This is a genomic window from Rhodanobacter sp. OK091 (assembly GCF_900142825.1).
In the GTDB taxonomy this organism is placed as follows: Bacteria; Pseudomonadota; Gammaproteobacteria; order Xanthomonadales; family Rhodanobacteraceae; genus Rhodanobacter.
Genome location: NZ_FRCH01000002.1, coordinates 56,507 through 69,560, shown reverse-complemented (window position 1 = coordinate 69,560; position 13,054 = coordinate 56,507). Strand labels below are relative to the sequence as shown.

Sequence of the window (13,054 nt, the reverse complement as noted above, 5' to 3'; positions counted from 1 at the left end):
CCTTCCCTGCTTATTCGAGGTGTCACCATGCAATTACGGCCAAGCAGTTTCCTTCCGGCGCTGCTCGCGCTGGCTTGCCTTCCGCAAGTGGCTGCAGCCGCCACGGCAACGGCGCCAGGCACGGCCTATCAGGTGCTTTCGCGACTGCCGCTGGCCGGCGCCGGTGGCTGGGATTACCTGAGTTTCGATGCGCAGCACCGCCATCTCTTCGTCAGCCGCGGCGACCGCGTGCTGGTGATCGACGTCGACCAACACAAGCAGATCGGCACGATTGCCGACACCCAGGGCGTGCATGGCATCGCGATCGCGCCGGACCTGCAGCGCGGCTACACCAGCGACGGCAAGAACGCCTCGGTGACCGTGTTCGACCTGGGCTCGCTGAAAACCGTCGCGACCATTACCGGCACCGGCGAGAAGCCCGATGCGATCGTCTACGACAGCGCTTCGCACCACGTGTTTACCCTCAACGGCAAGAGCGGCAACGCCAGCGTGATCGATCCGGCAAAAAATGCCGTGATCGGCACGATTGCGCTGCCCGGCAAGCCGGAGTTCGCGGTCTCCGATGGCGCGGGACATGTCTACGTGAACATCGAGGACAAGTCCGAACTGGTGCAGATCGACTCGGCCAGCAGCAAGGTGCTGCAGACCTGGCCGCTGGCGCCGTGCGAATCGCCCAGCGGTCTGGCCATCGACGCGGCGCATCACCGGCTGTTCTCGGTCTGCGACAACCGCACGATGGCGGTCACCGATGCCACAAACGGTCATCAGGTGGCTACCGTCGCGATCGGCGACGGCCCGGATGCGGTGGTGTTCGACGATGCCACTTCCATGGTCTACAGCTCCAATGGCGAGAGCGGCACGATCACCGCGGTGCACGAGAACGATCCGGACCACTACACGGTGGCGGCGACCATCCCCACCCAGACCAGCGCGCGCACGCTCGCGCTCGATCCGAAGCTGCACCGGCTGTATCTCTCGGCAGCACGCTTCGGTACCGCCAAACAGGCCAATGGCCGGCCGACGATCGAACCGGACAGCTTCAGCGTCCTCACCGTCGGGCATCACTGAGCCGGCGTCACGCGAGTGCTGTCGTCGCGGACTTCGTTCACGACGACAGCGGGATCACCACACGCACCCGCAGGCCCTGGCCGTAAGGTGAATCGAGCAGCTCGATCGTGGCGCCATGCAATTGCGCCGCACGCTGCACGATCGACAAGCCCAGTCCGAAACCATCGCCGCGGCTGCCGGCTTCGCGATGGAAGCGCGCGAACACGCTGGCCCGGCGTTCCGCCGGAATGCCGGGACCATCGTCGACGACATCCACCAGCGCGTCATGCTCACCTTGTTCGATGGACAGTTGTACCTGTCCGCCGGCAGGGACGTGGCGCAAGGCATTTTCCAGCAGGTTGCGCAACAACGCCGCGATCGCCGCTTCGTAGCCATGGATGATCACCTGCGGCGCCAGCGGCGCCACGCTCAACTCCACGCCGCTCTCGGCAATCACCGGCGCCAGTTCCTCGACTACATCCATGGCGACGGCAATCAGATCGACAGCCGTGCGCTGGCCCGATGCCGCGCCCGATTCCAGCCGGGCCAATGCCAGCAGCTGCTCGATGCGCCGTGCCAGTGCGGCGACACCGTGCTGGGCGTTGGTCAGGGTCGCGTTCACTTCGGCCGGATCGGTCGTCGTCATCGCGCTCTCGAGATTGATCATGACCGCGGCCAACGGTGTGCGCAGCTCGTGCGCAACGTCCGCGCTGAAACGGCGTTCGCGCTCCAGCGCATCCTCCAGGCTCACCAGCTGCCCATTCAATGCCGTCAGCACCGGCTGCAATTCCAGCGGCGCGTCAGGCAGCAGCACGGGTTCGTGGCTTCCTGGTTTCCTGATGGACAAAGTCCGGGTCAGCGATTCCAGCGGACGCAGTCCGCGCCGTATCGCCCAACCCACCAGCACGGCAAGCAGCGGCAGGATGATCAGCAGCGGCAGGCCGTGCTCCACCCACAAGGCACGCGTGATGTCGTGGCGGCTGTCGTAGCGCTCACCAGTGCGGATCACGATGCCATCGGCGGGGTCTTGCAGCGTGAATACGCGCCAGGTGTAGCCGTCCTGCTGCACATCGCGGAAAGGGGCGTCGTCCGCTGCCGGCGGCGGCAGCGACGCCAGATTGGCGGTTGCCAGCGTCATGTGTCCCGAGCGGCCGAAGATCTGGAAACCGACCTCGGATTCATAGGTATGGTCGCGAGCGTTGTGCGAGCGCGCAACGCCGGTCTCGATCGGCACCAGTATCCCTTCGGCAGCCTGGCCGCGAAGCGCGCTGGTGCCGGCATGCTCGACCAGCACCTGCAGCGTCCGCGCCGACTGCGCCAGCCGGCCGTCGGACAGCTCGTCCACTTCGTGGATGGTCCGGTGATAGCTGTACAGCCCGAGCGGCAGCAGCACCGCGGCGATCACCAGGATGATCAGCCAGCGCAGCCTCGCATGCAGGCTGTCCAGTTTCACTTCGGCTCACGCGGAATCATGTAGCCGAATCCCCGCACGGTCTGGATCGTGTCGAAACTCAGCTTGCGGCGCAGCGTGTGCACCAGTACCTCCAGCGCACTGCTGCCCACCATGTTGTCGATACCGTACAGCGAATTCTCCAGGCTCTCGCGGCGCACCAGCCGGCCGGCGCGCTCCATCAGAATCTGCAACAAGGAGAATTCGCGCCGGGTCAGTTCGATGCGCTCGCCGCGAAAGGCCACTTCGGACGTGCCCAGGTCGATGCTCAGTGCGCCGACTTCGATGCGGTTCGCGGCCAGACCGTGGGCGCGCCGGGTCAGCGAGCGGATGCGCGCACCCAGCTCGTCGAGATGGAACGGCTTGATCAGGTAATCGTCGGCGCCGGCGTCCAGGCCATGGACGCGGGCTTCCAGGCCGTCGCGCGCCGTCATCACGATCACCGGTGTCTTCACGTGGGCGCGCCGCGCCTCGATCAGCACGTCCAGTCCATCCTTGCCGGGCAGGCCCAGATCGAGCAGCACCAGGTCGGCGGTCTCGTCGCGCAACGCCAGCAACGCCTCGCGGCCATCGCGCAGCCAGCTCACCGTATAGGCGAGACGCTCCAGCGCACGCTGGATGGCGGCGCCGAGCTGAGGATCATCTTCCACCAGGATGATGTGCACGAACGGACTCCTGCGGCCGCGTCACGCGATGACCGGCGTGACGACATCGCGTCTATGTGGCGGATTATCCGGTGATCCGCTTATGAAGCGCTTAAGAAGCCCTCCGACTCATGGCATGTCTTGCGACTCGCCGGGTTCATCGGCGTGTACCTGGCCCGGTGCCTGCAGCACGATCGTGGCGATGCCCGCATCGTGCAGTTGCCCGTTGAGCTTCGGCAGATCGGTGGTGCGCAACGTCTGCCACTGCGCCAGCGCCTTGTCGAGATTGGACTCGTACTCGGCAAGCGCCTGCTGCTGGCCGGTGGTCGGTGCGCTGTCCGCGCCTTCCACATCGGTGGCGATCGCGGTGAGTGCGTCGCTCATCGCGTGCAGGTTGGACGAGGTTTCGCCGCTGCCGCTGACCAGCGGCTGGGTTTTCGCGCGCAGCGCGTCCACACCGGTCAGCAACGGCTGCCGTGCGCTGTCCTTGCCCAACTTCTCATGCAACGCATCCAGCTGCTTGCGCACGGACTGCACGTCGCCGTAGTTCTGCCACACCTGTTGCAACGTTTGGCCGATATGCTGCGAGAACGCGAGTCCGGCGGCGAGCTCGCTTTCGCTGACATGCCCGCGCGGGTCCGCGGTGACCTGCAGCGGCACACGGTACGTCTTGCCGTCGACTTTCAGCACCACTTGATAGGTGCCGGGCAGCGCAAGCGCACCGCCAGGCGTGAGTGGTGTGTCCGAATCCCAAGTGGCGGCGATGCTGTAGCCGTATTCGATCGCCGGCGGCCGCGGATAATGCAGGTCCCACACGAAACGATGCGTGCCGGCCGCGGCCGACAACGGCGCGCCCGGGCGCAACCAGCCCTCCTCGAAATAGCGATCGGCATCGAGCTTCTCGGGTTTGTCGTTGCTGGCGTAATGGCGCACCAGCTGGCCCTTGCTGTCGAGGATGTCCAGCGTCACCGGTCCCTTCGCGGCAGCCGCGAGCCGGTAATCGATCACCGCGCCACTGGGTGGGTTCTGACCCAGCGCGGTCTCCGGCGGCAGCGGCGTGTCCTTGTTCTCGTTGGCGCGCACACGCACGGCGGGTGCTGGCGTGTACAAGTGGGCGGGCTCGCGCATGATCGCAGCGCTGGTCTGGCGCAGCGACGACACATCGTCGAGGACCCAGATCGCGCGGCCCTGGGTGGCGGCGATCAAGTCGTTGCCGTGCACCAGCAGATCGCGCACCCAGGCGGTCGGCAGGTTTTTCTGCAGCGCCTGCCAGTGCGCGCCGTCGTCGAGCGAGACGAACACCCCCGTCTCGGTGCCGGCGTAAAGCAGGCCTGCCTTGACCGGATCGGCGCGCACCACATCGACGAAACTGGAGGGCGGCAGGCCGGCAGCGATGTCCGTCCAGTTCGCGCCATAGTCATGAGTGCGCCACACGTGGGGGCGGAAATCATCCTGGCGATGATTGTTCACCGCGGCATAAGCGGTTCCCGCCTGCAGTGCGGAAACATCGAGCGTGCTGATCATGGCCCACGCGGGCAAGCCTTTGGGGGTGACGTTGTGCCAGCTCTTGCCGCCATCTCGGGTGAGCTGGACCAGCCCATCGTCGGTGCCGATCCAGATCTCGTCGTTGCTGCGTGGCGACGGCGCGATGCTGTAGATCACGCCGTAACCGCAATCGCGCGCCTGCGCCGGGGTGGGGTTGCCGTCGCAATGCGTAGCGCCGGCGACCTTGCCGTTCAATTCGGGGCTGATGACATCCCAGTGCTGGCCTTGGTCGGTGCTGCGGAACAGCACCTGCGCCCCCAGGTACAACGCATACGGCGGCTTGGCCGCGAATGCGATCGGGGTGATCCAGGTGTAGTGGTATTTGTATTCGGTGGGACGCTGGCCGTAACTGTTGACCGGCCACGGCGTGACGTTCTGCACCACGCCGGTGGTGCGGTTCCAGCGCGACACGCGGCCGCCCAGACCCGAGCCGTACACGATGTTCGGATCGGCCGGATCAGGCAGGTCGTAATCGCGCTCGTCACCGCCGACCGGACGCCAGTCGCGGTACGAGATCGAGCCGTAGTCGCTGCGGCTGGCGATACCGACGGTGCCGGAGTCCTGCTGGCCGGAATAGATCCAGTACGGAAACTGGTTGTCGGCGCCGAGGTGATAGAACTGGCCGGTCGGCTGGTTGTACCAGCTGCTCCAGCTCCGGCCACCGTTGACGCTGACCACCGCACCCTGGTCGCTGGCGGTAATCATCCGCTGCGTGTTTTTCGGGTTGATCCACAGGAAATGGTAGTCGTCGCCACCGGGCGCGCCCTTGAAGATGGTCCAGTGCTGGCCGCCATCGTCGGAACGGCGGATCGACTGGCCCGCCGAATAGATGCGGTCGCGGTCGCTGGGGTCGGTCGTGATGCGGCTGAAGTAGTCGTTTTCCAGCCAGCCTTCCTGGCTGACCAGCTGCCACGTCGCACCGCTGTCGTCCGAACGGTACAAGCCACCCTGATTCTTCGACGCGGCATGCGGAACGTTGCCGCTGTTCGGCGCGGCATTGATCACCGCATAGACGCGGCCGCCACTGGCCGTGGCCAGACCGATGCGACCGAGCGAGCCGGTCGGCCAGCCGTGGCCGCTGATGCGCGACCAGGTCGCACCGCCATCGCTGGAGCGATACAGCCCGCTGCCAGGTCCCGCGTTCGGTTGAAAGTACGACAGCCACGGATAGTTGCGCACCTGCCAGGCAGCCGCGTAGATGATGGAGGGGTTGGCCGGATCGGCGGCCAGATCCACCACGCCGGTGTCGGCATCGATGAACAGCGTCTGCTGCCAACTCTTGCCGCCGTCGGTGGAGCGGAACACACCGCGCTCGTGGTTCGGCCCGTAGTAGTGGCCGAGCGCGCCGACCAGCAAGGTATCGGGGTGCTGCGGATCGACCAGGATCCTGCCGATGTGGCGGGTCTGCTCCAGGCCCACATGCTGCCAGTGCTGGCCACCATCGCTCGAGCGGTATACGCCATTGCCGGCGGCCACGTCGTAGCGCGCGGCGACCTGGCCGGTGCCCACGTACATGATGTCGGGATTCGAGGGTGCTACCGCCAGCGCGCCGACCGGTGCGGCCGGCTGCTTGTCGAACAGCGACTGCCAGGTACGTCCGGCATCGGCGGTCTTCCACACGCCACCGCCGGCCGCACCGATATAGAACGTGTCGGGCCGATCCGGAACGCCTGCCGCCATGGTCGCCCAGCCGCCGCGGAACGGTCCGACCAGTCGCCATTCGAGCGCGTCGGACACACTGCCGGGCTGCGGCGGCTCTGCTGCACGAAGCGTCGGCGCCGCACCAAGCAGCAACAGCCCGCCGAGTACGACCGTGGAGTGGAAAGCATGACGGACCGACATGATGCAGCTCCCGCGGTGGATTCGTGATGGATGTCCATGGCGGCACGCGACATGGCAGTGGGTGAAGATACTGCAGTGGCGGGTATGGGTGTGCCCGAGCGGGTATGGATCGATCACAACGTCAGTGCGATCCCGGTGTACCAGGCGCGTCCGATCGCCGGTTCCAGCCCGGTCTGCCAGACGCGATCGTAGTAATGCCTGTCGGCGAGGTTGCTGATGCCGGCGAGCAACCGCAGGTTGCGATTGAGCTGCCAGTCACCGGCCACGTCGATCACCGTGTAAGCCGGGATGCGCGCCGGCAGATAGCTGGTACCGCTGCCGAACGCCTGGTCGGAATCCTGCCAATACTGCGCCGCTGCCGACACCGCGGTGAGGCTGAGCTTCACCCGCTGCTCGACGCGCCAGGTCACCCCCGCCTTGGCCAGATAGCGCGGTGCATAGGCCGGCACCTTGCCGACCTGCCCTGGGATGGTGCTGGCGGTGAAGCGCGCATCGAGCAGGCTGATATTGGCAAACGCCTCCAGATGCTCGCCGCGATCGGACAGCGCGGTGGCTGCCAAGAAGTCGTAGTTGAGCTGACCTTCCAGGCCGCGATGGCGGGTGTCGCCGGTATTCACCTCGATCACATCGGTGGCATTGATGTGCTGCGCCTCGATGCGATTCTTGAAGTCGATCCAGAACAGGCTGACGTCGTAGTACAAACCAGTGACCGGCACGCCGTGCACACCCGCCTCCCATGACAGCGCCTTCGACGGATCCGGTGCACGGCCCGGCACGATATTGGCGAAGGGCGAAGCCATGTCGAAATAGCGCAGCGGCCGCCAGCCCTGCGACACGTTGAAGTAGGTCTCGTTGCCGTGACCGAAGTCGTTGCCGATGCCCAGCCCCAGCAGCGGCACCGTGCGCGCATCCGCTTCATCGATCAATGGGCGGCTCAGGAACGGCGGCTTGACCGCGTCATCCACCGCCACCCGCTCGCGCTCCAGCCTGACCGACGGCACGATATGGATTTCATGCGGCAGACGGAACACGTTCTCGGCAAATATCGAGGCATAGTCGGATGACCGCGCCTGCACCAGCCGCGGCTTGCCATTACGGTCGAAACGATCGACGTAGAGATCCGGGCTGGTCCATTGCCGGAACGGATCGTCGCCGTGGAACAGCACGGTACCGATGGTGAAGGCGTTGCCGCGTCCCCATTTCTTGCGCAGCCGGACATCCACTCCGCTGGTACGGAACTGTTCGTCCTGCAGCGTGGTGCTGGTCGGCAATCGCTGCGGAGCCAGTGAACCGCCGGCGGAACGGCTGGCCAGATCCTGCCAGGCGAACCACAACTTGCCCTCGAGCAGCCAGCCATCGCCGAACTCGCGAGTGTGGCCGAGCACCAGTTGATAGCGGTTGACCCAGTCGCGGTTGTACGGGGTCGGTGTGGCGTTGGGGTCGGCCCGCCATTGCGGGTAGCTCAGCCGGCCGGGATCGCCAGAAGCGGCGTCGATCGCGTGCAGGTCAATCCACCAGAGCTGTTGCGCGGTCGGCCGGTAGGCGACGTACAGGTCGCCCTGGCGCCTCTGCGAGCCGGCGTTGGCGCGCGTGCCGTCACTGCGCACATAAGCCATGCCGGCGCGGAAGCTCCATGCCCCACTGCTGCCTTCGAGCGTGTTGTAAGTGGAGTACAAACCATGGTTACCGACCACTTGCTCGGTGGTGAACGACAACGGCGCATCGGCTGCAGGCCGGCGCGACACCAGGTTGATCACCGGCGCCGGCTGCGGCCCATACAGCAGGCTGGAGCCGCCGCGGATCAGCTCCACGTCGGAAAGACTCTGCGCCAACGGCATCGCATACAAGGTGGGAAAGCCGATCCAGTCGCTCTCCAGCGGAATGCCGTCCTGCATCACCAGCACGTATTCGGATTCCTGCGGATTGCCCAGGCCGCGATAGCTCAGGTTGAACTGCGTCGGCGTGGGCTGCTGCGACACCAGCACACCGGGCGAGCGGGCCAGCATTTGGTCGAGATTGTTGTCGATCACCGTCGGCTGCAGGTCGAGGTGCGTGACCGTGGCCTTCTTGGTCACCGTGATCCGGCTGCCGTCGACCTCGGAAAGCTGATGCACGAGCTTGGCCTTGAGGTATCTGCGCCAGTCGTCGGCATTCACCTGGACTCTCGGCAAGTCGGTAGCTGTCCGCTGGACTGGCCTGGCGTGATCGATTGGCGGCGCGGCAGCCGCGGCGAGGGAGGCCTGCGACATGGCCAAGGCCAGCGGTAGAACGGCATGATGCGGAAACGGCACGGACAACCCCGGTGCGATGCAAACGTCCTTTATCGTGCATCGGGATGCGCACCGCCATAGGCCAAGCGTTTAGTTGCATGACTTCTGTCCCATCGTGCGGCGGTTGCCACGGTAGTAGTGTCGGGGTTTGTGTCGCGCGCGAGGCAAGGGGCTGTTCGGCGTTGCGTGCGCCATCTCGGCTGGCCGCCATGCGGTCGGATGCGTCCCGTTGCGGCGGGCTCCTCCAGCGGAAGGGCTTCATGCGTATACAACTATGGTTTTCGGTGGCTGCGTTGCTTCTGGTCAGCGCATCCGCGCATGCATTGACGACCGATGAGCTGGTGGCAAAAAACCTCGATGCCCGTGGCGGGCTGGCCAAGATCCATGCGATCAAGACGCTCAAGCTTGAGGGCAAGCTGCGCATGGGCGGCCAGTTCGAGCTGACCCTGGTGGAATACAAGAAGGCGCCCGAGTCCGTGCGCATGGAGGCCACCCTTCAAGGCCTGACCCAGATTCAAGCATGGGATGGCAGGAACGCCTGGCAGATCTCGCCCTTCCAGGGGCGCCGGGATCCCGAGAAAATGTCCGATGACGATGCCAAGGCTCTGGCCGATGACGCAACCATCGGCGGCCAGCTGGCCGACTGGCAGGCGCAGGGCAGCAAGCTCGAATATCTCGGCACCGAGGATATCGACGGCACGGAAGCGCACAAGCTCAAGGTCACCCGCAAGAACGGCGACATCGACTACGTCTATCTCGATCCGGACCATTTCCTCGAGATACGCACGATCACCGATCAGGTCGTGCGCGGCACCCATGTGCAGACAGTGACCGATTACGGCGATTACGAACAAGTCGACGGCGTCTATTTCCCGCTGTCGATGTCCTCCTATACCAAGGGCGCCGGCCCGTTCAACAAACAGCAGATCACGATCGAGAAAGCCACCGCCAATGTGGCGGTGGACGACACCTTGTTCGCCTTCCCCGCCACGGCTAGCGCTGGGCATGCAGCAGGAGCGAAGCCATGAAGCATCTCGCTCGCAAGCAGGCGGCATGGCCCGCCATCGTGTTCGCCCTGTCGCTTGCACTCGGCAGCAGCGCGCAGGCGGCAACCGCCGGCACAGCGCCGGGGCAAGCCAGGTTCGACGCCGGCGTGATCTCCGGCCTCGACGCGCGCAACATCGGTTCGGCAACGATGAGCGGACGCATTTCGGCGCTCGCGGCGATGCCCGAGAAAGACGGCAAGCTGACGATTTACGTCGGTGCGGCCAGCGGTGGCGTGTGGAAATCCAACGACGGCGGTACGACTTACAAGCCGGTGTTCGACAAGCAGGCGGTGCAGTCGATCGGTGACATCCAGATCGATCCGTCCCACCACGACACGGTGTGGGTCGGTACCGGCGAGTCGTGGACACGCAATTCGGTCTCGATCGGCGACGGCGTCTACAAGTCCACCGATGGCGGCGAAACCTGGACCAACATGGGCTTGAAGGGTTCCGAACGCATCGCCAAGATCGTTATCGATCCCAGGGACGGCAACACGGTGTACGCCTGCTCGCCGGGCAAGCTGTGGAGCGACTCGGCCGATCGCGGCCTGTACAAGACCAGCGACGGCGGCAAGACCTGGAGCATGGTGCTGAAGGGCGGCAACCTGTCCACCGGCTGCGCCTCGGTGTCGATGGATCCGAAAGATCCGAACGTGATCTTCGCCGGCATGTGGGATTTTCGCCGCAAGGGCTGGGGCTTCCGCTCCGGTGGCGAATCGCCGAGCGCGCCATCTGCCAGCGGCCTTTACCGTTCCGCTGACGGTGGACACTCGTGGACTGAAGTCACCGCCGAGGCCAACCAGGGATTTCCCAAAAAGCCTTTCGGCCGTATCGCCGTGACGGTGGCGCCGTCGAATCCGGCAGTCGTCTATGCCATGGTCGAATCGTCAGCTTCGGCGCTGTACCGTTCCGATGATGGCGGCAAGACCTGGCAGCGGCGCGACAAGAGCCAGCTGATGGTCTGGCGGCCGTTCTACTTCGCCAGCCTGATCGTCGATCCGAAAAACCCGGAGCGCCTGTTCAAGCCCGACCTCGGCCTGATCCAGAGCCTCGACGGCGGCAAGAGTTTCTCCAATGTCGGCGGAGGCACCCACGGCGATTCGCATGTGGTGTGGATCGACCCGCGCAATACCCAGAGCGTCATCGTCGGCGACGACGGTGGCCTGTGGTATTCGAAGGATGGCGGCGACAAGTGGTGGAAAGGCAACAACCTGCCGGTGTCGCAGTTCTACCATGTGAGTCTGGACAACGCCGATCCGTATCGCGTCTACGGCGGCATCCAGGACAATGCCTGCTGGGTCGGCGACTCGGCCTATCCCGGCGGCATCGCCAACGCGCAGTGGACGAATTATTGCGGCGGCGACGGCTTCTGGATGTTCGACGATCCGGCGGATACCGATTACATCTACATGGAGACGCAAGGCGGCAGCATCACCCGCGTCAACCGGCGCACCCACGAGGCGCGCGACATCCAGCCCAGGCCGAACTACGACGAGAAGCTGCGCTGGAACTGGAATACGCCGATCGCCCTGAGCCCGAACGAGAAGGGCACGATCTACATGGGTGCGCAGTTCCTGTTCCGTTCGCGCGATCACGGACAGAGCTGGGCCCGCATCTCGCCCGACCTGACCACCAACGATCCGAAGAAGCAGGAGCAGGAGAAATCCGGCGGCGTCACCGTGGACAACTCCGCGGCCGAGACCTACACCACGATTTATTCGATCAGCGAATCGCCGAAGCAGGCGGGCCTGATCTGGGCGGGCACGGATGACGGCAACCTGCAGCTCACCCGCGACGGCGGCAAGAGCTGGACCAACGTCGTGGGCAATATCAAAGGCCTTCCCGCCGGTGAATGGGTGTCGTGGGTGCAAGCGAGCCAGTTCGACGCCGGCACGGCCTTCGTCGCGTTCGATCGCCACAGCTTCGGCGACATGCATCCCTACATCTACAAGACCACCGACTACGGCAAGTCGTGGACCGCTTTGGTGACGCCCGCCGACAGCAAGGGCCTGCGCGGCTACGTGCACGTGATCCGGCAGGACATCGTCAAGCCGGACCTGCTGTTCGCCGGCACCGAATTCGGCCTGTGGATCTCGATCGACGGCGGCGCGAACTGGGCCCAGTTCAAGGGCGGCGACTTCCCCGCCGTGGCGGTGCGCGATATCGCGTTCCAGCCGCGCGATGCGGATCTGGTGCTGGCCACCCACGGCCGCGGCATCTGGATCATCGATGACATCACTCCGTTGCGCTCGCTCGATCCTGCGGTATTGAACAGCGAGGCGGGCTTCCTGCCGTCACGTCCGATCCAGCAGCGTATCGACGGGTTTGGCGGCTGGCCCGGTGGCGATGCCGAGTTCGTGGGCCAGAATCCGTCGGACGGTGCGGTCATCACTTATTACCAGCGCAGCCGCCATCTGTTCGGCAAGCTCAAGATCGACGTGCTGGACAGCAAGGGCGAGCTGGTCGACACGATTCCGGCCAGCGTGCGCCGTGGCATCAATCGGGTGGAATGGTCGATGCGGACCAAGGCGCCGCACGTGCCGCCGGCTGCGCAGATCGCGGGCAACTCGATCCAGGGGCCGCGCGTCGTGCCGGGCACCTACACGGTGCGCATGACCAAGGGCAAAGACGTGTTCGAGACCAAGCTCGCGGTCGGCCTGGATCGCCGCGACAAATTCAGCGTGGCCGATCGCGAGGCGCAATTCGATGCCGCGAAGCGGGTCAAGCAGCTGTTCGGCGACATGAGCGACCTGGTCGCCCGTATCAATGCCGTGCGTACCGCGGCCGACGCCGAAGCCGCAGCGCTTCCGGCGCAGGACGCCACGCGCAAGCAACTCGCCGACCTCGGCGACAAGGCCAACGACATCCGCAAGAAGATCGTGGCGACCACCGAGGGCGGCGCCATCACCGGCGAGCTGCGCCTGCGCGAGCACACCGATGAACTCTACGGCGCGATCATGTCGTACGAAGGCCGCCCGTCGGATTATCAGATGACTTATATCGACACGCTTGCCCGCGAGCTTGGCGACGTGCAGAAATCCTTCGCGGATTTCCAGGCCGGCGACCTGGCCAGGACCAACGCCGCATTGAAGGCGAAGAACCTCAAGGAGATCACCATCCCCGCGTCGATGCCCGAGCAGGATGGCGATGCGGGCGGCAGCAAGGAAGGATTGGAAGCCGCCATGCAGGGACTGGAGCGTGATTGAATAT

Annotated in this window: 7 protein-coding genes; 3 read left to right on the top strand and 4 right to left on the bottom strand. The window is 65.2% G+C overall.

What is annotated here, in order from left to right; genetic code table 11:
• Window positions 1-27 precede the first annotated feature (27 nt).
• Complete coding sequence (locus tag BUA26_RS09850) at window positions 28-1,068, top strand: YncE family protein (RefSeq protein ID WP_072760352.1); 1,041 nt, start codon at window positions 28-30, stop codon at window positions 1,066-1,068.
• A 37-nt stretch (window positions 1,069-1,105) separates the two neighbouring features.
• Here the strand turns inward: BUA26_RS09850 and BUA26_RS09845 are convergent, their stop codons facing one another.
• From BUA26_RS09845 to BUA26_RS09830, 4 genes are all read right to left on the bottom strand, one after another.
• On the bottom strand, window positions 1,106-2,500 hold the full coding sequence (locus BUA26_RS09845; RefSeq protein ID WP_072760351.1) for a sensor histidine kinase: 1,395 nt from the start codon (window positions 2,498-2,500) through the stop codon (window positions 1,106-1,108).
• On the bottom strand, window positions 2,497-3,162 hold the full coding sequence (locus BUA26_RS09840) for a response regulator (RefSeq protein ID WP_072760350.1): 666 nt from the start codon (window positions 3,160-3,162) through the stop codon (window positions 2,497-2,499). Before BUA26_RS09840 ends, BUA26_RS09845 begins: the two co-directional genes overlap by 4 nt.
• 108 nt (window positions 3,163-3,270) lie before the next feature.
• Window positions 3,271-6,528, bottom strand: a complete 3,258-nt coding sequence (locus BUA26_RS09835; RefSeq protein WP_072760349.1) for a WD40/YVTN/BNR-like repeat-containing protein — start codon at window positions 6,526-6,528, stop codon at window positions 3,271-3,273.
• Between the two features lie 113 nt (window positions 6,529-6,641).
• Window positions 6,642-8,777: a TonB-dependent receptor family protein gene (locus tag BUA26_RS09830; RefSeq protein WP_143154249.1), complete on the bottom strand. Its 2,136-nt coding sequence runs from the start codon at window positions 8,775-8,777 to the stop codon at window positions 6,642-6,644.
• 281 nt (window positions 8,778-9,058) lie between these two features.
• Here BUA26_RS09830 and BUA26_RS09825 point away from each other — a divergent pair, with 281 nt between their 5' ends.
• Window positions 9,059-9,826 (top strand): LolA-like protein, encoded by a 768-nt coding sequence (locus BUA26_RS09825; RefSeq protein ID WP_143154248.1) that lies wholly within the window; start codon window positions 9,059-9,061, stop codon window positions 9,824-9,826.
• Complete coding sequence (locus tag BUA26_RS09820) at window positions 9,823-13,050, top strand: WD40/YVTN/BNR-like repeat-containing protein (RefSeq protein WP_072760345.1); 3,228 nt, start codon at window positions 9,823-9,825, stop codon at window positions 13,048-13,050. The genes BUA26_RS09825 and BUA26_RS09820 overlap by 4 nt, the downstream gene beginning before the upstream one ends.
• Window positions 13,051-13,054 lie beyond the last annotated feature (4 nt).

Excerpts from the sequence above, each read along its gene's own strand:
- BUA26_RS09820 (WP_072760345.1), top strand. The coding sequence starts at position 9,823 with ATGAAGCATCTCGCTCGCAAGCAGGCGGCATGGCCCGCCATCGTGTTC.
- BUA26_RS09830 (WP_143154249.1), bottom strand. The coding sequence starts at position 8,777 with ATGTCGCAGGCCTCCCTCGCCGCGGCTGCCGCGCCGCCAATCGATCAC.
- BUA26_RS09850 (WP_072760352.1), top strand. The coding sequence starts at position 28 with ATGCAATTACGGCCAAGCAGTTTCCTTCCGGCGCTGCTCGCGCTGGCT.
- BUA26_RS09825 (WP_143154248.1), top strand. The coding sequence starts at position 9,059 with ATGCGTATACAACTATGGTTTTCGGTGGCTGCGTTGCTTCTGGTCAGC.
- BUA26_RS09835 (WP_072760349.1), bottom strand. The coding sequence starts at position 6,528 with ATGTCGGTCCGTCATGCTTTCCACTCCACGGTCGTACTCGGCGGGCTG.